This is a genomic window from Deinococcus sp. YIM 77859, assembly GCF_000745175.1.
GTDB lineage: Bacteria > Deinococcota > Deinococci > Deinococcales > Deinococcaceae > Deinococcus.
The window spans coordinates 1,658,840-1,682,500 of record NZ_JQNI01000002.1 but is presented as its reverse complement, the minus strand read 5'-3'; the positions used below and the strand labels follow the sequence as shown (position 1 = coordinate 1,682,500).

Genomic DNA, 23,661 nt, shown 5'->3' with positions numbered 1-23,661 from the left:
GGCCCGCCCGGAGCGCTGCGCGTAGTTGGCCGGGGTGGGCGGCACGTTGCGCATCCCGACCACATTGAGGTCACTGATGTCCACGCCGAGTTCCATCGTGGGCGAGCAAAAGAGGGTGGGCAGCGCTCCGCTGCGAAAGAGGTCCTCGCGGCGCTCGCGCTCCTCGGCCTTGATCTGCGCGGTGTGCTCGGCCGAGTGGAGGTGCTGAAAGCGCTCGGGGGGCTGACGGTAGAGGCTGCTGAAAAAGGCGTTCGGTTTGGGCGGCTCGTCCGCGTGCAGCACGCGCAGCACGTCCTGATGGCCGCGCGTGCCGTCCCCCGCCAGCCAGGTCATCGCGGTGCCCTTGAGCTGGTAGTACCCCGGCTCGACCTCCTCGATGAACTCTCCCAGCGCGCGGAAGAGATCATGGATCATCACTTCCGCGTCCGTGCGCTTGAGCTTGCCGCTCCAGGTCGGAAGGGTCTGCGGACGGCACAGGAACTTCCCGAAGCTGCCCTGTCCGCTGAGAAAGGCCACGTCGTACTGGGGACGGCCCTGCGGGCGGCTGCCCAGAGCGACCACTTTCGCGGTGTCCAGGGTCCGCAGCTCCTCGGTGGTGAGTGCCCACCGGCTCTCCACATTCAGCAGGCCCATGTTGGCTTCCAGTCCGGCGAGGAAGTCCCGCGTGAGATAGGGCGTCTTGATGGCGAGCTGGCGCCGCATCCAGGCGAAGAGTACCCCCGCTACCCGCTGCCGCTCCTCCGGGGCCGCGCCGCGCAGGGCCGGGTGGGTGCCCTCCCAGAGGTCCTTTGCCGCGCACACCTCGTCCAGATACGGGTAGCGGAACTCCAGCAGCCCGCACTGCTCCAGGTTGGGCATGGTGAGTTTCCAGCCCGCCTGCTGGTCGGACCACAGGTAGTAGCCCAGCAGGTCTTGCAGGGTCTTTACGGTGCGGTCCTTTTCGCGGAAGCGCACGCCAGGGTCGGAGGCGAAGTCCGCCAGCGAGAGCCCCAGCGCCGCGTACACCCGGCGGGTGAGGTCCTCATGCTCGATGCCGTCCTCTCCTGCCTGCACGAGTGCGCGGTGCAGCCCGGAGCGCAGCGTGGACACGAACACGAAGTCGTTGAAGTGCCCGGCTTGCAAGGAGGCGTCCTGGCGGTTATCGGTAAAGGTCAAGATCTTTTGGGCCTGCTGCGGGAGGCCGCTCTGCCGCAGCCCCTGGACCGAGGACATGCTCAGCAGCGTCGTGGCGGTCGAGCGTCCCTCCGCGCTGAGGGTGGCGAGTTTGGCGAGCTTGCGGGTTCCCGCCGAGTAGCTGACCCCGCAGTGCAGGCAGAACGGGAAGGCGTCCCCAACAAACTGCACCCGCTGCCCACCGAAGTCCACGGTCTCGCCCAGGGGCGTGACCCGCAGCGTCTCCGGCAACTGCTTGCGGCGGTCGGACTTGAGCCGGACCCTGGGGCCGTCGATATCGAGCCAGGTGGTGGGCACGCGGTCGAGCATGGCCTCCTCGTCGTCCGGCCAGGGGAGGCTCTGCGGGGTGGCGGGGAAGTACAGGTATCCGGCCTCGCTGTCCTCGTCGGGGTCGTCTCGCTCGAACGGGGAACGGGCGGTGAACACCAACCGTCCGGTTTCCGGCTGCCGCTGCCGCCTCACGGAGTAGTACTCATGGCCGCAGGACCGGCAGAACTCCAGCGGGTAGAGCCGCATGGTTCGGTCTGTGCCGGGAGCGTAGAGCTGGCCCTGGAGGGTGAGGTGCGCGGTGCGGTCCTCGCTCAGCGTCGTGAACACGGTGGACGCCTTGCTGATGAACTGGTGCAGCCGGAAGGCGAAGGTTGCTCGGCCCGTGTCCGGGTGCTGCAGGGCATAGCCCCGCATCAGCCGTTCCCGAATGGCCTGGGCGCAGCGGTCCTCATCCTGTCCGGTGAGGGCGGAGAGTTCCTCGGCCAACCCCCCGGCCCCCGTGAGACGGCGCGGGGCCTGCCGCTCCAGCCGCCCCGCCTCCTCGTTCCAGCGCAGGCCCAGGGTGGCCTCAATCCAACAGACCAGGGGGTCCGCGATGAAGGAGGCGAAGTCCTGTGGTACGGGCGCGGTGACGCTCCTGGTCAGGGCGGGAAGGTCATAGCTCCCCCCCGTGACCCGGCGCAGCCGCTCGCCGATCACGTTCTCGGCTGGGATGGTGACCCCAAAGATCTTGCTGGCGACCCGCGCCACCTCGGCCTGCCGGTCCTGGTAACGGGGAAGGGAAGACATGGTGGCGGACGTGCCGATGCACTGCATGTTCGGCGCTTCCAGGCGGTCGCGCGCGCGGCGGATCAGCATGGCGACGTCCGCGCCCTGGCGACCCCGGTAGGTGTGCAGTTCGTCGAAGACGAGGAACTGGAGTCCCCTGGCGCGCTCGACCAGTCGGTACTCGTCCCGGCGGGTCAGGATGAGTTCGAGCATCATGTAGTTCGTGATCAGGATGTCGGGGGGGGTCTCCACCACCTCATCCTTCTCGCCCCGCGTCTCCTGGCCGGTGTAGCGCGCAAAGGTGACGGGCCGCGTCTTTGGATCACGGCCCAAAAACTTCTCCAGCTCCTCCATCTGGCTGTTCGCCAGGGCGTTCATCGGGTAGACGATGATGGCCTGGATGCCCTGCCCGCTCCCTCGGCGCAGCACGTGGTCGACGATGGGCACGATGTAGGTCAGGGACTTGCCCGACCCGGTGCCCGTTGTCACAACGTAGTGCTGCCCGGCGCGGGCGAGCCGCACCGCCTCGGCCTGGTGGCTGTGGAGCTTGAGGGGGACACCTGGGCCGCCGTCCTTTCCGAAGCGGAAAATGTCCGTGCAGCCGGGATGGAGTAGACCCTGGGCCGCGAGGTCGCCGACGCTGCCCCCCGGCTCGAAGTTGGGGTTGAGCTGGACGAGGGGTTCCGGCCAGAACGCGCCCCCCTCGAAGGCGTTCGCCACAAAGCGCTCGATCCGTTCGTCCAGGATGGAGATGAACGACTTGACGTAGCTGGCGTAGTCGCTGATGACCTGGTTGCGAAACTCAAAAACGTCCACTTCCTGCGCTTCCTTCCTGTGTGCTGAGGGGGAATGAGCCCAACGGTAACCTCTACATAGCGCATTCGGCAGACGCTTTTGGCTCAAAGACGCGGGCGGCCTACGTTCCCCGTCACCCGAACGGCTCGCGCCTCCTCCGGTCGCCGCTGCCGGAGAAGGGCGAGAAAGCCTTTTCTGGCCTGGAAAAGGAGCGCCTCTCCAGCGCCGCAGACGGTGACCGGCTCTGCACCGCGCTCAGCCCAACTTGCTTGGATGCCAGACCCCATGGGGGGTGGGTCCCGGCTTGGGCTTCAGAGCCTCCAACCGGCGAGGGGCACGCGCTGCCCTGTGCGCGCGATTCCATTGGCCCACTCGATGGTGGCCGGGTCACTTCCGGCGTGCTGGGCGTTATTCATAAACACGCGGGTGAGCCAAAACACCTGCTCGGTGAGTGTCGCTAGGCTGAGGCGGTCACTGTGAACAAGCTCAAGCTCCGTGGGTCGGGGCAGGGCCGCCTGGGTGTTGGTGACCAGCAGGCAGCGCCGCTCATCCAGAGACAATACGCTGCCCTCTTCTGCCTGCACGGCCACACTGTGGTTGCTTTTCTTGATGGCCAGCAGCGAAAACTGGGGAATGCCCAGGTCGTGCAGCGCAAGGGTGAAATCATCCACCTCACCCGCCAAAAAGCGGCCGTCGCGGTGCACGATCACCTGATCCACTGAGCGGCGGGCCAACAGGCGGTGCAACCCTTTTTTCAGCTCCGCCAGGCTGAGCCGTTCGTTGTTGGTGCGGCGAGGCGGAGTCCAGCTCTGCAGGGGTCGGCCCCGGTGGTCGTGGAGGGTAAAGGCGGGCAGGCTCTGTTGGTGGGTGTGATCGTGCCCCAAATCCACCCCCACAAAGAAAGTCTGCTCGGTGACGCCCGGGAGGTCGGCCAGATCCCAGGGCACCGCGCCGGCGGTGCGCGCCAGCTTGACCGCCATATTGACCCAGGCCATGTACTCGGTGCGCGGCCGGTGGAGGAGTGTGCGGCTTACGGAAAAAAGGCACCGGAGACCAAGCTGCTGGAGCTGCTGAAACAGGGTGTCGCGCACGCTGCGGGTGAGGTCGTCGGGCAGGACCACCAGCGCGATCAGTTGGCGGCCAGCTTGGGTGGCCTGCGCGGGTGCGGGTGCCAGTGCGGCGGGCTGCTGCAGCTGACCGCTGGCGGGATCGTAGGTGTGAAGGCCCCGCGCCAGATCAAAAGGCGGGAGGCCCAGTTTACGGTACTCGCCGCCACTCCAAAAGGTATACAGGGTGTCGTCCTGGTCCTGACGCCGCAGGTGTTCGTGGAGCCCCTGCCGCGATTCAGCAGAACGCAGCACCTGGTGACGTGGCAGCAGGTGGGCCAGCAGCTCGCGCCGCAGTTGGGCGTTGGCGTGCTCATCGGGAAGGTGGGGTGAAACCACCGCCAGTCGGACGGGAAGGGGCGGCGGTTCCAGAATTCCCCGCTTGTGAACCTCGGTCACGTCACGCCCCAGGCCACGCCCAAAGCGCAGCCTCTTCCCCGCAATGATGGGCGCAGCCACCTCCAGCGGTTCCAGTGAGGTCACAAAGGGTTTCCAGAGGTCTGTGAGCTGCACGAGCCGCTGCACCTCGTCCCAGCGGAACGCGGCGGCGTGGTGGGCGGCCTGGGCCAGGCCCAGCTCATGCAGCGCTTGTGGAGAAAAGCTAAGATGCCAGCGGCCCTGGGTCGCCGCTCCGGGGTTGGCAAAGTGCCAGCCGTCCTCTTGGCGCAAAAGCGCCATCTGCTGGCCTCGGTCGAGACACAGAGCATGAAGCTTTTGGCAGGTGGCGGGCAAGGCTGCGCTCCACATCTGGACCGCCTCGGCTGGCCAGGGCAGCGCAGACAGATGACGGCGCCCCGGCCGCAGCACCAGCCAGCGTTGTCCGGAATGCCGTTCCAGCTCCCATTCCCAACGGAGATGGGCGTGGACAGTGAGTTCTGCCGGGTGGCGGTCGGGCGGGCGCAGGACCACCCGTTCTAGCCTTGGATGGATGGCCATTCGTTCCCGGTACGTCAGCACATATCCCGCTCGCACAAGCGCCTGCCGAATCAGCGACAACACCCCTTGGTCGAAAGCCGGGTGGTCGGGGTCAAGCCGCGTGTGCGAAATGACTTGGACGCCGCGAAACGTGGGCTGAGGTCGGCCGTGATACACCTGAACCTGTTCGCCCACCTGCTGAGCCCAAAAGCCCTGCCCGCGCACAAAGCCCAGCAGGGCGCGGGGGTTGCGGTGAGCATATTCCGTGATGTAGAGCGGCAGATCAGGGTTCAGGGGAAAATGGTTGAGCTTCAAGGGCGGTCCTTCGGCATGGCAAGTCGAGTGGTGGGAGCGGGATGAAGGAGGGAACGTGCCCGGCTAGGGATGATCTTCCGCCTCGTGGACGATCTGCAGGACGCGTTCGCGGATGCTGCGTTCCTCGCGCAGGTAGCGGCGGGCGCTCATCTGCACGCCGATGGCGGCGACCGTTTGCCCAGCGTGGCGGTAGGGCACGCCCAGGGTGCACTGCCCCGGAATCCATTCCTCGATGGAGTAGGCGTAGCCGCGCCGACGCACGCGAGCGACCTCGGTGCGCCACTCGTCGGACGTGGTGATGCTGCTCTGGGTACAGGCGGCGAAGGCGCGCGGCTGGAGGTCAGCATGCGCGTACAGGATCTTGCCGCTGGCCGTGGCGGTAGCGGGGAGGTAGATGTCGAGGGGCAGGTCGATATCCGCGTCGGGGTGGCGCTCGCGGATGGCGCAGACCACCTCTTCTCCCTCCAGGAGGCACAGAAAGGCGACCGCCTTGACTTCCAGGGCGAGGCGGGTGATCAGCGCGCGGGCGTCCTGAAACCAGGGCAAGGCCGAGGTGAGCTGCGCGCCCATCTCCGCGATGTGCCACGAGAGGCGGTATTTCCCGGCGGGCGTGCGGCGCAGGAATCCCGCCTCGGTCAGCCCCGCGAGGTAGGCGTGGGCCGTCGCGCGGGGCACATTCAGGTGAGCCGCCAGTGCCCGCACGCCCCACTCGGGCTGGTCGGCGCTAAACGCTCCGAGGATGCTCGCGGCTTTCTGAAGGGACAGCACGTGTCCAGCTTACAGGGACAAGAAGGCATGAATGCCGTACGGCCCGACGAAGGGCGGTCAGGGTTCCCGGATCGCTCGGCGCAAGCGGGTCCAGGGCCGTCTGCCGCGCTGCTGGCCCTGCGGGCGCTCACGGAGATGGCCGCGCGGCAGGTCAGCCGTCCTCGTCTTCGGGTTCCTTGTGCGGCAGCATCGGCGTGAGGCGGGCGAGCTCGTCGGTGGGAGAGACGTTCTCACGCTCTTCCGGGGCGGGGCCGGTGTCCAGGCCGCTGATGAGGACCTCGCCCCGCGTCTCGTCCTGCGGTGCCTTGTCAGCGCGGTTCTCGTCCTGGGTCATGCCCTAGGGTACGGCGGGGGCACAGGCGGAGGATGTGGAGTGGCGTTAGACCCGCACCACGCTGTGATCCCCCACCACAAGCTGCGGGCCGCTGCTCGTCGTGGCGGTCACGGTGGCCCGGCGCCCGATCACCGCGCGAACGAGGGGCCGAGTCGGGCGGCAGACGGTCGCGTGCTCGTCGATCAGGGTGTCGACCAGCGTGGCGTCCTCCACCCGTGCCCGGGGGCCTACGCTGACATTCGGGCCAAGTCGGCTGCCCCGCACGCTGGCTCCTGCCCCGATCAGCACCGGACCCGTCAGCGTGCAGTCCTCCACCGTCGCGCCTGCCTCGATCACGACTGGACCGCTCAGGCAGCTTTCGCGGACGTCACCCTCCAGCCGCGGGGTGAGGGTGCTCAGGAAGTGCGCGCTGGCCGTGAGCAGGTCGGCAGGGGTGCCCGCGTCGCTCCAGAAGCCGCCAAACGGCACGGCCCGCACCCGCCCGCCCGCCGCCACCACCCGCAGCAGCGCCTGCGGGAACTCGATCTCGCCGCGCTCGCTGGGCTCAAGCGCTGCGACCTCTCCCAGCACGTGTGGATGAAAGGCAAAGACCCCACAGGCCGCCAGGTCGCTGGGCGGACGGCGCGGCTTCTCGTCCAGCCGAGTCAGGAAGTCCCCTTGCACCACGGCCACCCCGTACGCGCTGGGGTCCGGCACCTGCTTGACGCCCAACGCGGCGTCCGCGTCCCCCAGCGCTTCCACCAGGGGCCTGAGGGGATCGGCAAACAGGTTGTCTCCCAGGTACAGCAGGGCCGGGCTGCCCTCCAAAAAGGCCCGAGCAGCGAGCACGGCGTGCCCGGTGCCGCGGGGTTCTTCCTGGCGCACAAAGGTGAGTGGTCCCTCGCCTCTGGTCGCCTCGCGCAGCGCGGCCTCGCCTGCGGGGCTGGCCACCACCGCGATCTCCTCCACCCCCGCCGCCCGCAGCGCCCGCACCGCCCGCGCGATGATGGGCACGCCCGCGACGGGCACGGCCGGTTTGGGTCGGCCTGCGCTCAGGGGCAAAAGACGGCTGCCACGCCCGGCAGCGAGGATCACGCCTTTCATACGGTGAGGCGAGTATAGCGGGCCAAGGGTGAGAGCGCGGAAAGAGGTGTCGGCGCGAGCTACCGCGTCAGCGCCTCCTCCAGCGCCTGGGCAAAGGCGTCCTCATCGTCCAGCCAGGGGTAGTGCCCCGCGTCGAGAACCGTCACATCAGCGCCGCCCAGGTCCGCCAGCCACTCGACCTGCTCGGGGTAGCTCGTGCGGTCGTGGGCGCCCGCGATCACAAAGAGGGGGCGGCGCAGCTCCTGGAGAAAGGGCGGATACTCGAACTCCCACAGGCCCTGCCGAACGAGGGCTTCTTGCACCTCGCCGCCGCCGGTGAGCTGCCCTTCGGCGTCGGTGAATTCCAGGCGCATGCGGCTGGAGCGGTCGCGAAACTGCAGGGCGTTGAGCAGGTCGCGGGCGTTGAGCAGCCGAAACGCCGCCTCCACCCGCGCCTCCCCGACCGCCGGGTACTCCCCCGCGGGCGTGCGGGCCCGCAGCTCGGGCGCGGGGTCGTTCAGGGGCACCCCACGCAGGGCCGAAGCCTCGCGCAGCAGCGTCAGAGCGAGTTCCGGGAAGTGGACCCAGGGGTTGACCACGATGACGCGGGCGGTTCGCTCCGGGTACCGCCGCGCGTATTCCAGGGCGACCAGCGCCCCGAAGCCGTGCCCCAGCGGCACGATGCGCTCTAGCCCGAGGTGTTCCCGCAGGGCCTCCACATCCGCGACGAGCGTGTCGAGGTCCAGCGTCTCCCCGCCCTGCGCCGTGTCCGCAAGCGGTCCGCTGCGTCCGGAACCGCGCTGGTCGAGGTACACCACGCGCCTTTCCAGCAGGCGCTCACCGAACAGCTCCTGAAACGAATAGCTGTTGTAGCCGGGGCCGCCATGCAGAAATACGATGGCCGGTTCGGCGGCGGGCCCTTCCGCGGGACCAGCGACCTCGAAATACAGGTCCGCGCCGTTCAGGCGCTCGATGTGAGACTCTTCCGGCGTGCTCATGCGGGCATTGTAGGGGTGGGCCGCCGACCCACAACCGCCCCGCAGGTCTCTTTCAATCTGGCCTCAACTCACAGGAGGCGCTCGCCCGCTGGGTTACCCTGCCCCTATGCCGAACTCTTCCGCCCACACCACCCGGCAGGGCATCGCCTTTACGCTGGAGGGGGTGGATGACCTCACCTTTGCGCGGATCCTGCGGGACGTGCTGCGGGACGCGGCCTTTGCCCGGCCCCTTCAGGTGCAGGCGCAGGAGCCGCGCTCCGGCCAAGCGGCCCGGCTGACCCTGGCCTTTTGGCCCCAGGACCGGACCCGAGCCGTGCAGGCCATGCAGCGGCTCAAGACGGTGCTTCTGCGCTACGGCGTGCAGGTGGATGCGGTGTACCTTCCGGAGCAGAGCGGCCCCGAGCAGGACACAAGCAGCGGAGGTTGACCCGGCGTTAAGGGAGCCTAAACCGCTCCGGTTACCCGTGAGGGCAGTGCAGGAACCTACGATGACCGGAAAGCGGCTCACGGCCAGAGACAGAGGCACTCCTCATGGACCAACGGATTCTCCTGATTGAAGACAACCCGGATATCACCCGCGTCGTTCAGTACGAACTGGAACAGGCCGGTTACCGGGTGTTGACCGCACCCGACGGCGTCACGGGCCTGACAAGCGCCCGTGAGAACAGCCCCGACCTGGTCATTCTCGACTTGGGTCTACCCGACTTCGACGGCGCGGAGATCGCCCGAAGGCTACGCAAGACCAGCAGCGTACCCATCATCATCCTGACGGCGATGGACGCGGTGGACCGCAAGGTCAACCTGCTGGAAGCCGGTGCGGACGACTACATGACCAAGCCGTTCCACCCGGAAGAGCTGGTCGCCCGCGTCAAGGTGCAGCTCCGGCACCAGCAGCACGGCGAGGTGATCTCGATCGGCGCGCTGGAAATCCATCCGCAAAAGAGGCTCTGCCACTACAACGGTCACGAGGTCCGCCTCTCGCCCAAAGAGTTTGACCTGCTCACTTTTCTGGCGCGCCAGCCGGGCCGGGTGTACTCGCGCCAGGAGATCGAGCGTGAGGTCTGGAACGGGGAGCTGCCCAGCAACTCCAACGTGGTGGATGTCCACATGGCCAATATGCGCGCCAAGCTGCGCGACCTTGACGGCTACGGCATCATCCGTACCGTGCGGGGAATCGGCTACGCGCTCAAAACCCCCTGAGGCGGCTCGGGGTCACGGCCCGCCCAGGATCCGCCGTGCTCCAATGCGGGCATGATTCCAGCGAACACCACCCTCACGGCCATTCCCGGCTTTCGTGTGGGCCACTGGACCGATCCCGTGGGCCTGACCGGCTGCACGGTGATCCTGTGTCCCGAGGCGGGTGCGGTGGCCTCTGCGTCCTTTTTGGGGCCGAGCCCCGGCACCCGCGAGGGCATCCTCCTCGCTCCTGAAAAGAAAGTGGAGCGAGTGCATGCCCTCCTGCTCACGGGTGGCAGCGCCTTTGGCCTGGCGGCGGCGGCGGGCGTCGTGCGCGTCCTCGAGGAGCGCGGCGTGGGCCACGAGACGCCCTGGGCGCGCGTGCCCATCGTGCCGGCGGCGGTGATCTACGACCTGGGTGTGGGCGACCCCCGGGCGCGGCCCGGCGAGCGGGAAGGGGAGCTGGCGGCGCGGGCGGCCTCGGGTGACCCGGTGCCTCGGGGCAGGGTGGGCGCGGGGACCGGCGCGACCGCGGGCAAATACCTGGGCGTCGGCGCGGTGCCCGGCGGTCTGGGAAGCGTCTGCCTGGAGCGGCATGGCGTTCGCGTGGGGGCTCTGGCGGTGGTCAATCCCATCGGGGACGTGCTGGACGAGTGGGGAGAGGTGCTGGCGGGGCCGGGCGTAGGCCCGGGGGCCCTGGCCTTCACCCCGGGTGAACTCGAAAGCACCACCCTGGTCGCCGTCGCCACCGAGCACACCCTGGGCAAGGCCGATGCCCGCCGCCTCGCGGACGCCGCACAGACCGCGCTGGGCCGCGTGATCCACCCCAGCCACACCTTTTGGGACGGCGACAGCGCCTTCGTGCTGAGTTCCTGCGCGCTGCCCCCCGCTGACCCCATGCTGCTTGGGGCACTCGTGCAGGAGGCGGTGTGCGCGGCCGTGCGGGACGCGGTGCGGATGGCAAACGTGGGAACCTGACCCTCACTCTCTGAGCGCGAGGTCATTCAGCAACGAGGGCACCCACCCTTCCTTCTGTGCGCGGACCTCCGGATTGGCGCTCCCGTACACCCACTCCAGAAAGGCCGTTGCTGTGGCGACGCGGAGCAACTCCGCTGCCTGTGCGGGGTAGGGCCGCCCCGACTGCGCCGCGTACCCCTCCCGGTAGGCTGCCGTCAGGGCCGGGGCGTCCGGGAAGTCGAGCAGCTCCCCCTCGGTCAGCGCGAGGTCGAAGGCGGGATGGGCCACGGCGCACCCGTCGAAGTCAAGGATAGCGACCTGCCCACCTGGGGCCAGCAGCACATTGCCGAAGTGCAGGTCCGAGTGGATGACCCGCTCCTCCGCCGCGTGCGCCTCCATGAACGCGGCGGCCCGGGCGATGGCGGGCGCACACCGCTCGCGGTCGGCGGTGCTCAGGTGACGCGGGGCCTCGGCCCTCCACCACTCGCGCAGCCAGGCGGCCCCGTACACCGGGCCGGTCCAGGTTCCCGGAGGACGAAAGTCCAGCCCGTGCAGGCGGGCCGTCTCCCGCCCCAGCCTCCGGGTAAGGTCGGCAGTCACCGGACGGGGCACCTCCCCATCCACCCAGGTCGAGCAGACGGTCCAACGGCATGTTCCATCCGGCAGGGTCAGAGCGCGGGCTGCCTCACTCTGGGGAACGGTCAGACCTGTGCCAGCGGCGGCATTCTGGAAAGTGCTGATCTCCGCCAGGCGGGCTGCCGCCGTACCAGCCGCACAGACCCGGAGAACCGTGGGACCAGCGGGAGTCTCCACGCGCGCCACGATGTCCTCAAGGCTGCGCAGAACCGTGAAGGATGAGCTGGCGAGGCCGTAGAGCGGAAGGGCGAGGCGAATGAGGTCGGCGGGTCCCATGCCCGCAGTCTCGCAGCCGGCTGTGTCCCGCACGTCCGCGCAATGACCGAGCGGAGCGTCACCTCTTCCTGAACGTCAGCCGCACCCCCGCCAGCCCGAACCCCGCCCGCCGCACGTTCCGTTCGCTCCCGCTGCCAGGCGCGACAAAGACACTGGCAAAGTGTGCTCCTCGCTCCTTGGCCAGGTGCAGCCGCGCGGCGAGCAGGGCCGTCTGCGCCCCCCGTTCCCGGAACTCCGGGAGGGTGGAGGTGCCGTACAAAGCGGCCACACCCTCCTGCACGCTCAGGGCGGCGGCAGCGACAGGCTGAGCGTCCACGAGGGCAGTGAGGAGGTGTGTGCCGGGAGCGTGGGCGACGAGCCGCATCATTCGCTCTGTGCCCGGACCGAAGCCCCGTGCGGACAGGGCTGCCCAGGCGTCGGCTTCCGGTGACGCCTGGACGTTCAGTGCGGGGAATGGGGGAAGCGCGGTCAGATCGTGCGTATGGACGTGGAGGAGGAAGTCCAGCACGTACCCCCTGGCCCTCAGCAGCGGCAGGAGGGACGGCGCGGCATGGGACAGGACGTGCAGGGTCGCGGGCTGCCCGTGCGCGGCGCTGAACGTCTCGAACGCTTCCAGATCGGCCTTAGTCAGCGGTGCGCTCCCGTCGTGCCAGGCGGTGTTCACCGGGAGGTCTGGCCCGGCAAACACCGCTACCAGTGGCCCGAAGCGGGCGACTTCGCCCCAGGTGCCGAAGCGGCTGTGCCCGGTTGCCTCTGCGTGGGCCAGGCGGGGAAGGAGATCGGGGGTCATGCCGTCATTCTCACCGCTTTTCTTGCCGCTCCATGAACCCCCGGCGTGCCACTGGCCGGTGTTCGGCGGGTATCTTGCGCCCGTCGTCTCGTTCACGCCGTTGCCCGCCCTGCCCGGAGGTTTTTCCCCATGTCCCGACTCTCCCGCCTGCTCGCCCTGCCTGCCCTGGCCCTGGCTGCCTACGTCCTCAAGGGCCCGCCCGACCCACTGCGCCCCTCGGGGCCGGAAGACGGTGTGGGACCGATCACCCGCCGCCGCTACTGGGTCGAACTGGAAGGCGCGACCCGCACCCCCCAGGAGGTGGCGGAACACTGGCGCAACCACCTGCCCGAGCACGCACCGAAGTGGCTGGCTTGGTTTCGCGGGCTCGATCACCCGGTGCCGCCCGTGAATCGGGGAGACCGCCTGTGGATTCGCATGCTGCTGATCCGCCGCGGGCGCGTGGTCGTCGAGCACGTGGATCCCCTCGGCTTTCGCGTTCGCACCCTGCGCCTGCATCCCGACGCGGGCACTTCGGATTTCCGGGTCTATCCCGGTGAGGCGCCGGGACAGATGGTCCTTCAGATCGAGTCACTGCTGCGAACCAACTCGCACTTCGACCGCTTGGCGTACATCTTTGGCGTCCACGCGGCACAGCGCCGCAACTGGGAACTGACCCTGACGAGCGTGGCGCGCTTTGCGGGTGGCCGCATCGTCAACCGCGGTCACGAGTCGCTGGAGATGCCGCAGCTCGCCCACTCCTACACCCTGCCGGAGGTGCCGGACGCTCCGGTGGGGGCGAGCACCGAACCGGTTCCCCACGCGTGAACGCTTGCCGGGAAGGCAGCGCGTTAGCCTGGGCCCATGACCGGACTGATCTCGCCTGAACCCGCCCCCGAGTCCGGCCCGCCGCGTCCGGTGGGGGCAGGGGAACGCTCGCTGCTGCCGGACGTGCTGCGGGGCCTGGCGCTGCTGGGCATTCTGATCGTGAACGTGCAGGACTTCGCGGGGTTCCGCGAGTGGACGCAGGGCGGCGTCAACCGGGCCGTGCAGGTCGTCACCGACATGTTGTTCAACGGGCGCTCGATCAGCCTCTTTGCGATGCTGTTCGGCTGGGGGGCAGCGGGGCTGCTGGCACGGCACGGGGCGGGGACGCTCGCGCGGCGGCTCCTGGTGCTGCTGCTGATCGGCGCGGCGCACTTCGTGCTGGTCTGGCATGGCGACATCATCGCCAACTACGCGCTGCTGGCCTTTGCGCTGCTGTTGACCGCGCGGCTCACGGCACCGCTGCTCGTGACCCTGGCGGCCCTGCTGGGTGGGTGGTGGCTGTGGTCGGGGGTGCTGACCGGGCTGGCCCGTCTGGATAGCTCCCGCGTTCGCTTCGATGGCCTGCCTGACCTCCGGCCGGGGATGGGGTACGCCGAGGTGGTGAGCGCCCGGGCCGCGACCCTGCCGAATGACCTGATCGGCAGTACGCTCTACAACGGCCCCTGGCTGCTTGCCCTCTTTTGCCTGGGTGCCGCCGCGCAGCGCACCGGGCTGCTCACCCACCCGCAGGCACACCGGCCGCTGCTGCGGCGGCTGGCCACGTTCGGGCTCGGTCTCGGGCTCCCGCTGGGGGCGCTGCTCGCGTGGCTGAACACCCAGCCGAGCCTGGCGGCGGGCCTCTTGGCCATCCCGGTGCGGATGGGGGGTGGGCTAGCGTCGGCCTTGGGATACGTGGGCGTGCTGGGGCTGCTCGCGGCAGCGGGCCGGCTGGGGCCGCTGCGGGCCTTTGCGGCGAGCGGGCGGGTCGCCATGAGCAACTACATCGCCCAGAGCCTGTTCATGACCACCTTCTTCTATCCCTATGGTGGTGGGTACTTCGGGCAGTGGGGAGCGGCGTACAGCGTGCTGCTGGCCCTGGTCTTCGGCCTGGCGCAGCTTCCGCTCAGCGCGTGGGTGCTTTCACGCTTCGGGGCTGGGCCGCTCGAGCGCCTCACGCGCCTGCTCGTCTACGGGTGGGGAACGCGGCGGGAACCGGGTGCGGGCTGAGCGCGTACCCCCGGTATGGATTTCCGATTCCATCCCGTGGTGAGCGCCTCTGTGGAGGCGCAGGGCGTGCGCCTGGACGTGATCGAATTCGGTCCACGGCCCACCGAGCCGCCCCTGGAGGGCTACGTTCAGCCGCTCACCCGCCCGGACCGCTGGCGGCAACTGGCCGTGCACACCGGCGGGGAAACGGCCATCCTGGAGCCCGGCCTGCTTCAGTACCTGCGCGGTGACCTGGAGCTGGCCGCGACCACCGGAGGCGGGGGCGGCCTGGGGGGCCTGCTGCGGGGTGCGGTGACGGCCGCCGCGACCGGTGAGAGCCTCTTCAAAACTGCCTACCGCGGCTCGGGCGTGATCTACACCGAACCGACCCGCCTGCACCTGCTGCTGGGCGAATTGCGCGGCGAGGACCTCATCGTGGACGACGGCGCCTTTGTGGCCTGCGCCGGGCAGGTCACGGTGGGCCGTCACGTGAACCGCGGTCTGGCCGCGGCGCTGGGCAGCGGTGAAGGCCGCGTGCAACCCAAGCTCAGCGGCTCGGGTGTCTTCGCCCTGCAAAGCCCCGTTCACCCCGACGAGTTTCAGATCCTGGAATTGCAGGGCGAGACGCTCAAGGTGGACGGCAACCTCGTCTTGGCCTATACCGGCGGTCTGAACTTCAGCGTGGAGAAGAGCGCTCGGGGACTGTTGGGCAGCGGCCGCACCGGCGAGGGCTACGTGCAGGTTTACCGGGGAACGGGCCGAGTCTGGCTCGCCCCGACCCTGCCCCTACACCTGTCCCCGGGCACCTTTTCGGCACCCACCTAACCCGCAGCCCACCCCCAGCGGCAAAACGGCCAAGAGCGCCACAAAATGAGTGCTGATGCTCTTTTCTCACCGTGCGGCAGGTCACTATAGAAGGACCCATGAAGCCGCAGGCCATTTTGCTCTCATCCTTCCTGTCGTGCGGTGTGGCGGGTGGCTGGGCCGGGGCACAGACGGACCCCTTCCAGCGTGCTGTCCCCGCCCAGACTCTGCCCAGCCTGCGGGGGGCGCCGGCCTCCGCTGCGGTCGCTGCGCCCGGGAGCCTGAGTACGCTCACCGGCGTTCCCACCGCGACCTTTGGCAATCCCCGCACAAGCAGTGACGGTAGCCAGACCCGGGTGGTATTTGATCTCGCGCCCGGAGTGACCTACAGCCTGATGCCGACTTTTGGAGGGCTGCGGCTCGACGTGCAGGGGGCGCGGGTGCTGCCTGCCGTCATGTCCCGCCTGGGCACCAGCGTCAGCGAATACCGAGCGGCTGGAGGACAGGTCACGCTGGTCACGCCCTTCCCGCTGGGCCTGACCGATGGCTGGCGCGCGAGCGAGGCCACCCTCGCTTCCGGCAAGCGGGTCCTCATTCTGGAGTTTGGCCCTACCCTGGCGGGCGGCCCGAGCGCCTCGCTGCGCGCTCTGGTGCGAACGAGCCCAGGAGCCGTGCCCGCTCCCCCCAAGGGAACGCCGCTGGCCGAGCAGTTGCCGCCGGGAGACAACATTCCTGCTTCCTCGCGGGGCAGCCTGCCGCCCCCTGCGCCGGCCTTGCCGGGGCAGGACACCAGCAGGCCCAGCGCATTGGCGGGCCGCGCACCGGGTCTGCCCCAGGCTGGGGTGAATCTGGGAGCGCCGCGGGTCGGCAAGAACCCCGGCATGACCCGAGTGGTGCTCGACCTGCCGCCCGGCGCGACGTACCGCCTGGTGCCCGGCGGCGTGGGGTTGCGGATTGAGCTGAGCGGGGTGAGCGCCGCAGCCCTCTCCGGGCAGAATGTCAGCCCCGAGGTGCGCGGCTGGCGCTACGAGCCGACTCCGGAAGGGGTCGCGGTCACGCTGCTGACCGCTGCACCCCTCACCGAGCGCAGCGGGTGGCGAGCGCAACTCGTGCCGCCCGTGGAGGGGAGTGACCGTTCTCGCCTCGCCATCGACCTGTCACCCGCCTTGGCGGATCTCACGCCCCTCACGCCGCGCGAGCGCACGTTGGCGGCTGTTCCGGCGGTACCGGTCACGCGCGGCACGGCACTGCTCGCCTTCAGCGCGAGTCTGGTGCAGCCCCGGGTGGTCATCGATCCCGGCCACGGTGGGCGAGACCCCGGCGCAGTCGGCACGATCATCGAAAAGCAGGTCACGCTGGACGTGGCGCTGCGGGTCCGGGATCTGCTGCGCGCGGCGGGGGTGGACGTGGTGCTGACCCGTGAGACTGACCGCGAGCTGCACCCCGACAAAAACACCGACCTGACGATGCGCGCGCAGATGGGTACCCCGGGAACACAACTGTTTGTGAGTATTCACGTGAACGCGATGGAGGCTCGCAATGCCCTGCGCGGCTACGGCGTGGAAACTTGGTGGAATCCCAACCATCCCCTGTCGAGCAGCCTGGCCGCCGTGCTTCAGAAGAACGTGGTGAACGTGACCGGTGCGTTCTCCCAGGGTCTCAAGAGCGGCCGTTCCCTCGCCGTTTTGCGCAACAGCCGTATTCCCGCTGCCCTGGTCGAGATCGGCTACACCAGCCACCCGGTGGACGGCCTGAACCTCAAGGACAACAATTACCTCGACCGGGTGGCCCTTGGGATTGCCCAAGGCATTCGCGAGGCACTGGTCACGGGGATCACGGCAGGGGGAGCCGTGGGCGGGGCGGAGAAGTAGGAGGCTGGCTCCCGAGCGGCAGCGCTCTCGGTTATTCACTATTCACTGACCGCGCTTGCTCGGCGCACCAGCGGCATGATGGTCAGCCCCTGTACAGCGATGGTAAACAGCACGACCGCATAGGTGGCGGTGACCAGATGGGTGCGCCAGGGGCTGTCCGGCAGCCCGAGTGCGAGGCTGATCGCGATGCCGCCGCGCAGGCCCCCCCAGGTGAGGAGGCGCACGGTGTACGGGCCGTAGCCTTCACGGGCGCGCACCAGCAGGAAGGGCAGCGCCACGCTGATCCAGCGGGCGGCGAGCGCGACGACGATCAGGAGCAGGCTGGCGAGAATCTGCGGCCCGGTCGTCTCGGTGAGCAGCACGTCCAGACCGATAAAGGCAAACAGCAGGATATTCAGCACCTGGTCGACCGTCTCCCAGAAGCCCTCGATGTGCTCGCGTGTCTCGCGGCCAAAGGCCCGGTCCTTGACCGCCGAGAGGCAGAGCCCGGCGACGACCATCGCGAGCGGACCGCTCACGCCGAGCGCGGCGGCAGCGGCGTACCCGCCCACCACCAGCGCCAGCGTGAGCAGCACCTCCACGGCGTGCTGCTCAATAGAGCGCAGCGTCGCGTACCCTACGCTTCCCAGCAGCGCCCCGAACAGCATTCCTCCCAGAGCCTCCCGCGCGAACAGGGCCAGGGCCGCGCCCACACCGGCTTCCGTGTGGGTGCCGCCGATGCCCGCGATCCCGGCGAGCACCAGGAAGATCACCACGCCCACGCCGTCATTAAAGAGGCTCTCGCCCGCAATCAGGGTCTCGATCTGTGCGGGAACGCGTGCACGCTTGAGAAGGTCGAGCACGGCCACCGGGTCCGTGGGGCTGATCAGGGCGCCAAACAGCAGCGCCCACATCAGCGGCACGTTCAGGCCCACCAGCGCGAACACGAAGTACGCTGCGAAGCCGATCAAAAAAGTGCTGATGAGGGTACTCAGCACCGCCAGCGTCAGGATGCTCACCCGCTGGCGCAGCATCTGCCCGGCGTTCAGGCCAAGGGCTCCCGCGAACAGCAGCAGGCTCAGGATGCCGTTGAGTACGAAGCTGGTGAAGTCCAGCGTCTCCAGCAGACTGGCCGCCCAGCCGCGCAGGCCCGGCACGCCCAGGGCGTCGAGCCCGATGAGAAGGAGACTGGCCAGGGCACCTGCCAGCGTCACCCCGACCGTCGTGGGGAAGTGCAGGAAACGCTCGTTCAGGTAGGCCAGCGCGGCGGTAACGCACAGCAGCACGGCAAAGGCGCTCAGCATGCCGCCACTCTAGCCCCGACAGGAGAACGCCTCCCGCGTGTTGTTCGCAAGGAGGCGCGTGGAGAGACAGACTGACCTTCCAGCCGGGGGCTTCTCAGGACCCGTAGAACTTCTCGGGCATTCCAGCTCTGGTCCTCCCCGCGGTCGCGTCCTCAGTCGCGTTCGCGTTCGCGCTCGGCGTTGAGCTGTGCCTGAAGCTGCGCCTGCTTCTGCCGGACGTAATCCTGATGGAAGCGCTCCTCATCGAGGAGGTTGGTGCCGATGGTGAGTTTGCCGGTCGCCAGTTCGCGCATCGCCTGGGTGACGAGATTGCGGGTGCGTACCCGCTGCTCGTGGGGCAGGACGCTGGGCGCACCCGCCCGCAGTTGCAGGGCGCGTTTCGCGGTCACCACCGAGAGGCGGTACTTGCTGTCGGTCAGGGAAAGCAACTTGTCAATGTCCTTTTCGGCCATGGTCTGGACCCCTTTCGCTCCGGTCGTCCGCAGGGTCGCCGGAAGCACTCAGCCAAATAGTCTACCGCGGCACCCGGGCGACATCACGTCCCAGGCCACAGGTCGCCCCAGCACTGGCCAGCAGCCCTCCCGTAGCTGTGACTCTTGGGTCGAGTTTCCCTAGCAGGCCCTGATCCTGTCCATTCGGCGCGGGAGGCATCGACAAGCAGGCGGTCACACGGCCTCCATTGCAGCGGTGGCAGAAGCGTGCCCGCGTCTGCGAAGAATCGCCCACCGTCAACACGTCGGTGAGGAGCATACGAGCACTGTGCGGCTTGTCCGAGGCGCTGACCCGGAGTGCCGAGGCATCTTCTTGCGCGAGCTGGCGGAGGTGCCTGAGCTTTGACCCCGTACCCCCGGATGGTGAAGGGCAGGCACCGCGCCTGAGCAGCACGCGGTGGCGGTTTGCCAAGTGTCTGCCAAAGTCGGGCTGCGGGGGGAGTCAGAAGGTCCGCCCAAAAAAGAAAACCCCCGTCTTAGACGAGGGATTTTTCTCTTTGGAGCCAGAGGTCGGATTTGAACCGACGACCTACTGATTACGAATCAGTTGCTCTACCCCTGAGCTACACTGGCGACTGGTCAGGCATCTCGTGGCCACGAAAATGCTGCACGCAAAAGGGTAGACGATCAGCCGGCACTTGTCAAACCCCAGGAGAAGCCCGGCCCTACGCCGCTCCTGACGTCAAGGCGGCGAGATGTGCTACCTTGGGGGTTGCCGCCGCAAGTGGTGGGGGCCAACCCTGGCTGCTGCGGGCGGGACTTCACAACAACAGAGGGACCACGTGATCAACAAACAACAGACCATTCAGACCTACGCCCAGAGTGCCAACGACACGGGCAGCACGCGCGTTCAGATTGCCCTGCTGACGGAGCGCATCAACAACCTCTCGCGTCACCTCACCGAGAACAAAAAGGACAAGCACGGCCAGCGCGGTCTTCAGCTTCTGAACGGCCAGCGCCGCCGCCTGCTGAAGTACCTGGAGCGCACCAACTACGACGAGTACATCGCCCTGACCGACCAGCTCGGCATTCGCCGCGGTCAGCGTATCGTTCGCTGAGCCCTGCTTGTCTTCCCGCCTCGGCACGTCCGGGGCGGTTCTTGTTCTGTGGTGGTGTCGGGGAGGACGTTGGGCCGCCTGGCCGCCGCGCCGTCACAGCCGGGTTCCACGCGGCTGGTGGTAGTACACCCGCCCGACCAGGGTGGCTTCCTCAGGGCGAACCGGGGGATGGTCCGGATTGTCACTGGTCAGCCAGAGATGTTCGCCGTAGCGCCGCAGCCGCTTGACCGTCAGCCCCAGGCCGGGCACGTGCAACACGTAGACCCGGCCCTCGCGCAGGTCAAGGTCACCGGGGTCTACGTAGATGCGGTCGCCGGGCCGGATGCCGCCGCCGCCCGGCTCGGTCATGGAGTCGCCCTGAACCTCGAGGACGAGCATCCCGGGACGGTGCTCGCGGGCGGGTACCAGCTCGATGTCGATCACACTGCTCGGGTCCTCGCTGAGGGGCAGGCCCGCCGTGGCGAGCGCGCGGACCGGCACCCGAAACAGTTCGAGGGCAGCGAGCAGGTCGCCGCCCGCGGGCGCCAGCAACGGCAACCCCGTGCGGGCCACCCACTCACTCGCGCTGATCTCCAGGGCGCGGCGCAGCGCGTCTTGCCGCGCGGGTGTCAGGGAAGCCAGGGCCCGTGTGCCCCGTTCTAGGCGGCTGAGGTGTGGCTGGGTCAGGCGGCCTCCCTCCCCGCCGTGCTGCACCGTTCGGCGTGCAACCTCGTCCTGGCGAAGGCCCAGTGCCCTGCGGCGTTCGCGCAGCCAGGCAGCCAGGTCCGGCTGTTCGGGTGGGGTGCGGTTCATACAGGCAGTGTAGATCCTGCCCTGTTTCCCGACTGGAATGGGTGGGCTTGAAATTATGCCAACTGGCATATTATGCTGGAGGCGTATTCAAGAGGGTTCGTTTCTGCTCCTCCTGCCTGCTTTCGCTTGCTCCGTGCCTTCCCGAGGAGACCCTATGTCCGACACCACGACCCTGACTGGCCTGCTTCCTGTGCTGGGCAGCACGTTTCTGGCAGGAGCGCTGACACAGCTCACGCGCCAGCTCTCGCGGGCCGCCCCGCTCGGGGCGCGGCGGGTAGGAGCCCTGACGGCGGCGGCTGGCATCGCGGCACTGACGGTCGCCGCTCTGCTGACGGTGCTCCTGCGACCCGCCCCAACTCCAGCACTGCTGCTGGCCGCCGCCTGCGTGACCGGTTGGAGCGGCCCCGGCATTCTCACCCGCTTGGGTGGGGTGATCGAACGGCAGCTCGGGGTGCCTGGCCCGCCCGAAGCGGAGCGGAACGAAGCGCACCGCACACATCCCGTTCACCCGGATGGGCACACTGAGGCATGAATGCCATTCGGAAAGCTGCCCTGCGGGGGCTGACACTCCTGCTGCTGCTGGGAAGCGGGGCTGCGCAGATGCCCTCCGCTTCTGCCCCTGCGCCCCTCCCCACTCGGTCCGCCGCACCACAGACGGCGCCCCAGCCCCTCAGCGTGACCGAGACGGCTACCCTGCGCGCCCTGTTCCAGAAACTGCGTCCGGCTGCGCTGCGGATCGAGGCCTGTCCCCCCAACGACTGCCGCAATCCGGACGGCGTGGGCAGCGCCTTTCTGATCGGGGACGGGTATGCCCTGACGGCCTACCACGTGGTGTTTGCGGCCAAGAGCCTGAGCGCGGTCACCCTCGACCGCAAACGCTATGCCGTGGAGGTGGTCGGCTACGACGACCAGTCGGACCTCGCCCTGATTCGCGTGAATGTTCCTTCCGGAACGCCCTTTCTGCCGCTGGCAAGCGGGCGTCCCCAGGTGGGGGAACCGGCCTTGGCGATCGGGAACGGTGGCGGCGCGTTCCTGACCCTCAAAACAGGCCGCTTAACCGGCCTCAATGCCGACGCGGGCCGCGCCGATTTTCCGCCCGGCACGCTGGAGATGAACGTGCAGCTCGTGCCCGGCGACAGTGGCGGTCCGGTGCTTAATGCGCGGGGCGAAGTCATCGGTGTGGTGAGCTACATCAGCGTAACGCGCGGAAACAGCATCACGTCCTACGCCGTGCCCGTGACCCAGGATGACGCCACGCTCGCCCAGCTCCGCCAGGGGGTCAAGCGGGAGGCGCCCGTGATCGGAATCGGCCTAGATCCGCGCCTGAACTTTGTGTTCGCCCTCACCGCCGAGGAGTTCCTCACCCTCAACCGCGCGTCGAATCTCGGTCTGGGGGACACGCCGGGCGCCTTTTTCACCAGCGTAGAACCCGGGAGCCCGGCCGAGCGTGCGGGCCTGCAACCCCTCAACTACGACGCCAGCGGCAAAAAGATTTCTGGTGACATCGTCACGGCCGTCAATGGCCAGCGGGTCCTCAATTTCTCTGACTTCCAGTACGCCGTGCGCCGCTACCAACCGGGCGAAACCATCACCCTCACCGTCTTGCGCGGCGGCCAGCAGCTACAGGTGCAGTTGACCCTGGCCCCCCGCTCTCGGCTGCGCAGCTGATCTCTGGGTGATGGCGGTTCTGCTGAGGCAGAAACTGAGCCCCAAAATGAGCCTAATCTATCTTGACAATTCTGGTAAAAACAGAACAATACAAGCCATGGACACTCTGCTGAAAAAAGCCGGGGCGATGCTGGCCCACCTGGACCTCTTCACCCATATGCTTCACCTGCGGGGGCTTTTGCAGCTTGCGGCGCACATGGAGGAACGCGGCGACCGGGTCACCCTGATTTCACCGGAGGCCATCACCCTGGTGGGCACGGACATGGCGAGCGCCCCCAGCGTCACCACCAGCAAAGGGGCCACCATCGAGGCGGGTCACGCCTACCGGCTGCTGCGCACCCTCAAGGGCCACGACGCGCCGGAGTACGCCGTCACCCGTGAGGAACTCGGGGCCCTGAATGCCCGAGCCGTTGCCGACCTCGAAGCCAGCGACGCGATGCGTGCTTTCGGGGAAACGCTGGCCCGGATCGGTGTTCCTGCGGTTGGCGGTGCCGTTCCGGCTGAGGGGGCACCCGAACGGCCTGGCCGCAGCCGCCGCGCGCCGGAAGGAGAAGGGGGCAGCGAGCAGCCCGCGGCGTAGCTGCCCGTGTCCTTGCCCCGCGCTTCCTCTTGGGGGCGTGCCCACGTCTGTTACCCCTTGCGCCAGTACCCCGGCGTTTCCGTGGCGGGAAGCAGGGCCAGGGCGTCGCTGCCGGCTCGTTTCGCGAGGGCTTCTGCTTCCCTCTGGGCGCGCTGAGGGCCAAGCCAGGCGGTCCAGTAGGCGCGCAGGGTGCCGGCCACCAGGGCGGTGGGCACGGTGTCCGCGCCGCTCAGCGGGTGATACAGCAGATCGAGGTCCGTGAGGGGACCGCCATCCGGGCCGCCGACGGGTTGCCAGTACGGCACATCTACCGTGCGGTAGCCCAGGGCGTGCAGGGCGCGCCGCCGAGCGAGGGGGTCCATGCCGGTGCGCGCCTCTGCCGCGCGGTCGGCCGCGCTTTGCCTGCCCGGAAAGACGCTGTCGGCAAAAAGGCCGGCGAGGCCGCGCGCCCGCACCTCCTCCAGCCTGGCCTGGTGTAGCGCGCGGCTGAGGCCCTGGCCCCGCGCCTCCCGCGTCACCGCCAAAAAGGAGCTGAAGCCCGCTTCCGGCAGGAGGTGGTAGACCGTGCCGCCCAGCACTCGGCCCCCGGCGTCCTCGGCGACCAGGATGCGGTCCTCGCGCGGGCCGCGCCCCCCACCCGCCACGAGGTACGGAAAGGCGGCGGGGGGAATCAGCATATCGGGGGCGTAGTAGCTGTCTTGCTGAATCCGCCCAAAGGCCGCGAGGGCCGGGTCATGGGGATCGGTGACGCGGCGAACAGTGACGGCCGTGCTCATGTGGGGA

23 protein-coding genes and 1 tRNA gene (1 of these 24 running past the window's edge) are annotated in these 23,661 nt (G+C 68.5%); 11 read left to right on the top strand and 13 right to left on the bottom strand.

Annotation, left to right across the window (positions count from 1 at the left end):
- From EI73_RS08245 to EI73_RS08220, 6 genes are all read right to left on the bottom strand, one after another.
- A protein-coding gene (locus EI73_RS08245; protein WP_034385875.1) for a DEAD/DEAH box helicase crosses the window boundary here: on the bottom strand, positions 1 to 3,027 show its 5' portion. It extends 2,109 nt beyond the left edge of the window; only the first 3,027 of its 5,136 coding nucleotides appear in the window; its start codon is at positions 3,025 to 3,027; its stop codon lies beyond the left edge, outside the window.
- A 290-nt stretch (positions 3,028 to 3,317) separates the two neighbouring features.
- Complete coding sequence (locus EI73_RS08240; protein ID WP_034385873.1) at positions 3,318 to 5,342, bottom strand: hypothetical protein; 2,025 nt, start codon at positions 5,340 to 5,342, stop codon at positions 3,318 to 3,320.
- Between the two features lie 63 nt (positions 5,343 to 5,405).
- Positions 5,406 to 6,110, bottom strand: coding sequence for an IclR family transcriptional regulator (locus tag EI73_RS08235; protein WP_034385870.1), 705 nt, complete (start codon positions 6,108 to 6,110; stop codon positions 5,406 to 5,408).
- A 151-nt stretch (positions 6,111 to 6,261) separates the two neighbouring features.
- Entirely contained in the window at positions 6,262 to 6,444 is a 183-nt protein-coding gene (locus tag EI73_RS08230; RefSeq protein WP_034385868.1) for a hypothetical protein, read from the bottom strand.
- A 45-nt stretch (positions 6,445 to 6,489) separates the two neighbouring features.
- Positions 6,490 to 7,527 carry a sugar phosphate nucleotidyltransferase gene (locus EI73_RS08225; protein WP_034385867.1) on the bottom strand — a complete coding sequence of 346 codons (1,038 nt, stop codon included), beginning with the start codon at positions 7,525 to 7,527 and terminating at the stop codon, positions 6,490 to 6,492.
- Positions 7,528 to 7,586: 59 nt separating this feature from the next.
- The gene (locus EI73_RS08220) at positions 7,587 to 8,504 is read right to left on the bottom strand and encodes an alpha/beta fold hydrolase (protein ID WP_034385865.1); all 918 of its coding nucleotides are present in this window, start codon (positions 8,502 to 8,504) and stop codon (positions 7,587 to 7,589) included.
- Positions 8,505 to 8,610: 106 nt separating this feature from the next.
- On the opposite strand from EI73_RS08220, the gene EI73_RS08215 reads away from it, so the two are divergent.
- From EI73_RS08215 to EI73_RS08205, 3 genes are all read left to right on the top strand, one after another.
- A complete protein-coding gene (locus tag EI73_RS08215; protein WP_034385863.1) occupies positions 8,611 to 8,931 on the top strand; it encodes a hypothetical protein in 321 nt (106 codons plus the stop codon).
- 104 nt (positions 8,932 to 9,035) lie between these two features.
- Positions 9,036 to 9,704: a response regulator transcription factor gene (locus tag EI73_RS08210; RefSeq protein ID WP_011529345.1), complete on the top strand. Its 669-nt coding sequence runs from the start codon at positions 9,036 to 9,038 to the stop codon at positions 9,702 to 9,704.
- A 51-nt stretch (positions 9,705 to 9,755) separates the two neighbouring features.
- Positions 9,756 to 10,658, top strand: coding sequence for a P1 family peptidase (locus EI73_RS08205; protein ID WP_034385859.1), 903 nt, complete (start codon positions 9,756 to 9,758; stop codon positions 10,656 to 10,658).
- Positions 10,659 to 10,661: 3 nt separating this feature from the next.
- Here the strand turns inward: EI73_RS08205 and EI73_RS15630 are convergent, their stop codons facing one another.
- Together EI73_RS15630 and EI73_RS08195 are read right to left on the bottom strand one after the other, a co-directional pair.
- The gene (locus tag EI73_RS15630) at positions 10,662 to 11,549 is read right to left on the bottom strand and encodes a phosphotransferase enzyme family protein (protein ID WP_156103488.1); all 888 of its coding nucleotides are present in this window, start codon (positions 11,547 to 11,549) and stop codon (positions 10,662 to 10,664) included.
- Between the two features lie 58 nt (positions 11,550 to 11,607).
- On the bottom strand, positions 11,608 to 12,339 hold the full coding sequence (locus tag EI73_RS08195) for a GNAT family N-acetyltransferase (RefSeq protein ID WP_034385855.1): 732 nt from the start codon (positions 12,337 to 12,339) through the stop codon (positions 11,608 to 11,610).
- A gap of 129 nt (positions 12,340 to 12,468) precedes the next feature.
- Here EI73_RS08195 and EI73_RS08190 point away from each other — a divergent pair, with 129 nt between their 5' ends.
- From EI73_RS08190 to EI73_RS08175, 4 genes are all read left to right on the top strand, one after another.
- Positions 12,469 to 13,146 carry a DUF1990 family protein gene (locus tag EI73_RS08190; RefSeq protein WP_034385853.1) on the top strand — a complete coding sequence of 226 codons (678 nt, stop codon included), beginning with the start codon at positions 12,469 to 12,471 and terminating at the stop codon, positions 13,144 to 13,146.
- Positions 13,147 to 13,182: 36 nt separating this feature from the next.
- Complete coding sequence (locus EI73_RS08185) at positions 13,183 to 14,352, top strand: DUF418 domain-containing protein (protein ID WP_034385851.1); 1,170 nt, start codon at positions 13,183 to 13,185, stop codon at positions 14,350 to 14,352.
- Positions 14,353 to 14,391: 39 nt separating this feature from the next.
- Entirely contained in the window at positions 14,392 to 15,156 is a 765-nt protein-coding gene (locus tag EI73_RS08180; protein ID WP_231557311.1) for an AIM24 family protein, read from the top strand.
- Between the two features lie 98 nt (positions 15,157 to 15,254).
- Entirely contained in the window at positions 15,255 to 17,006 is a 1,752-nt protein-coding gene (locus EI73_RS08175; RefSeq protein WP_034385847.1) for an N-acetylmuramoyl-L-alanine amidase, read from the top strand.
- A 38-nt stretch (positions 17,007 to 17,044) separates the two neighbouring features.
- On the opposite strand, the gene EI73_RS08170 is transcribed toward EI73_RS08175, so the two are convergent.
- The 3 genes from EI73_RS08170 to EI73_RS08160 form a co-directional block, all read right to left on the bottom strand.
- Positions 17,045 to 18,289, bottom strand: coding sequence for a sodium:proton antiporter (locus EI73_RS08170; protein ID WP_034385845.1), 1,245 nt, complete (start codon positions 18,287 to 18,289; stop codon positions 17,045 to 17,047).
- A 152-nt stretch (positions 18,290 to 18,441) separates the two neighbouring features.
- Positions 18,442 to 18,741: a DNA-directed RNA polymerase subunit omega gene (gene rpoZ, locus EI73_RS08165; protein ID WP_034387925.1), complete on the bottom strand. Its 300-nt coding sequence runs from the start codon at positions 18,739 to 18,741 to the stop codon at positions 18,442 to 18,444.
- Between the two features lie 537 nt (positions 18,742 to 19,278).
- Positions 19,279 to 19,353 (bottom strand) — tRNA-Thr (locus EI73_RS08160).
- Positions 19,354 to 19,562: 209 nt separating this feature from the next.
- On the opposite strand from EI73_RS08160, the gene rpsO reads away from it, so the two are divergent.
- Complete coding sequence (rpsO, locus tag EI73_RS08155; protein ID WP_034385844.1) at positions 19,563 to 19,838, top strand: 30S ribosomal protein S15; 276 nt, start codon at positions 19,563 to 19,565, stop codon at positions 19,836 to 19,838.
- 93 nt (positions 19,839 to 19,931) lie between these two features.
- On the opposite strand, the gene EI73_RS08150 is transcribed toward rpsO, so the two are convergent.
- On the bottom strand, positions 19,932 to 20,630 hold the full coding sequence (locus tag EI73_RS08150; protein WP_034385842.1) for an XRE family transcriptional regulator: 699 nt from the start codon (positions 20,628 to 20,630) through the stop codon (positions 19,932 to 19,934).
- 154 nt (positions 20,631 to 20,784) lie between these two features.
- Here EI73_RS08150 and EI73_RS08145 point away from each other — a divergent pair, with 154 nt between their 5' ends.
- The 3 genes from EI73_RS08145 to EI73_RS08135 all read left to right on the top strand — a co-directional run bounded on the left by EI73_RS08145 (position 20,785) and on the right by EI73_RS08135 (position 22,878).
- On the top strand, positions 20,785 to 21,162 hold the full coding sequence (locus EI73_RS08145) for a hypothetical protein (protein ID WP_034385840.1): 378 nt from the start codon (positions 20,785 to 20,787) through the stop codon (positions 21,160 to 21,162).
- The gene (locus EI73_RS08140; protein WP_034385838.1) at positions 21,159 to 22,298 is read left to right on the top strand and encodes a S1C family serine protease; all 1,140 of its coding nucleotides are present in this window, start codon (positions 21,159 to 21,161) and stop codon (positions 22,296 to 22,298) included. Before EI73_RS08145 ends, EI73_RS08140 begins: the two co-directional genes overlap by 4 nt.
- Positions 22,299 to 22,395: 97 nt before the next feature.
- Positions 22,396 to 22,878, top strand: coding sequence for a multidrug DMT transporter (locus EI73_RS08135; protein ID WP_034385837.1), 483 nt, complete (start codon positions 22,396 to 22,398; stop codon positions 22,876 to 22,878).
- Positions 22,879 to 22,928: 50 nt separating this feature from the next.
- Here EI73_RS08135 and EI73_RS08130 read toward each other — a convergent pair whose 3' ends face one another.
- Complete coding sequence (locus EI73_RS08130; RefSeq protein WP_034385835.1) at positions 22,929 to 23,654, bottom strand: GNAT family N-acetyltransferase; 726 nt, start codon at positions 23,652 to 23,654, stop codon at positions 22,929 to 22,931.
- Positions 23,655 to 23,661: the final 7 nt, after the last annotated feature.

Bases quoted from the DNA above. Each gene is read 5' to 3' on its own strand.
- EI73_RS08230 (WP_034385868.1), bottom strand. From the start codon at position 6,444: ATGACCCAGGACGAGAACCGCGCTGACAAGGCACCGCAGGACGAGACG.
- EI73_RS08225 (WP_034385867.1), bottom strand. From the start codon at position 7,527: ATGAAAGGCGTGATCCTCGCTGCCGGGCGTGGCAGCCGTCTTTTGCCC.
- EI73_RS08220 (WP_034385865.1), bottom strand. From the start codon at position 8,504: ATGAGCACGCCGGAAGAGTCTCACATCGAGCGCCTGAACGGCGCGGAC.
- EI73_RS08215 (WP_034385863.1), top strand. From the start codon at position 8,611: ATGCCGAACTCTTCCGCCCACACCACCCGGCAGGGCATCGCCTTTACG.
- EI73_RS08210 (WP_011529345.1), top strand. From the start codon at position 9,036: ATGGACCAACGGATTCTCCTGATTGAAGACAACCCGGATATCACCCGC.
- EI73_RS08205 (WP_034385859.1), top strand. From the start codon at position 9,756: ATGATTCCAGCGAACACCACCCTCACGGCCATTCCCGGCTTTCGTGTG.
- EI73_RS15630 (WP_156103488.1), bottom strand. From the start codon at position 11,549: ATGGGACCCGCCGACCTCATTCGCCTCGCCCTTCCGCTCTACGGCCTC.
- EI73_RS08195 (WP_034385855.1), bottom strand. From the start codon at position 12,339: ATGACCCCCGATCTCCTTCCCCGCCTGGCCCACGCAGAGGCAACCGGG.
- EI73_RS08190 (WP_034385853.1), top strand. From the start codon at position 12,469: ATGTCCCGACTCTCCCGCCTGCTCGCCCTGCCTGCCCTGGCCCTGGCT.
- EI73_RS08185 (WP_034385851.1), top strand. From the start codon at position 13,183: ATGACCGGACTGATCTCGCCTGAACCCGCCCCCGAGTCCGGCCCGCCG.
- EI73_RS08175 (WP_034385847.1), top strand. From the start codon at position 15,255: ATGAAGCCGCAGGCCATTTTGCTCTCATCCTTCCTGTCGTGCGGTGTG.
- EI73_RS08170 (WP_034385845.1), bottom strand. From the start codon at position 18,289: ATGCTGAGCGCCTTTGCCGTGCTGCTGTGCGTTACCGCCGCGCTGGCC.
- rpoZ (WP_034387925.1), bottom strand. From the start codon at position 18,741: ATGGCCGAAAAGGACATTGACAAGTTGCTTTCCCTGACCGACAGCAAG.
- EI73_RS08150 (WP_034385842.1), bottom strand. From the start codon at position 20,630: ATGAACCGCACCCCACCCGAACAGCCGGACCTGGCTGCCTGGCTGCGC.
- EI73_RS08145 (WP_034385840.1), top strand. From the start codon at position 20,785: ATGTCCGACACCACGACCCTGACTGGCCTGCTTCCTGTGCTGGGCAGC.
- EI73_RS08140 (WP_034385838.1), top strand. From the start codon at position 21,159: ATGAATGCCATTCGGAAAGCTGCCCTGCGGGGGCTGACACTCCTGCTG.
- EI73_RS08135 (WP_034385837.1), top strand. From the start codon at position 22,396: ATGGACACTCTGCTGAAAAAAGCCGGGGCGATGCTGGCCCACCTGGAC.
- EI73_RS08130 (WP_034385835.1), bottom strand. From the start codon at position 23,654: ATGAGCACGGCCGTCACTGTTCGCCGCGTCACCGATCCCCATGACCCG.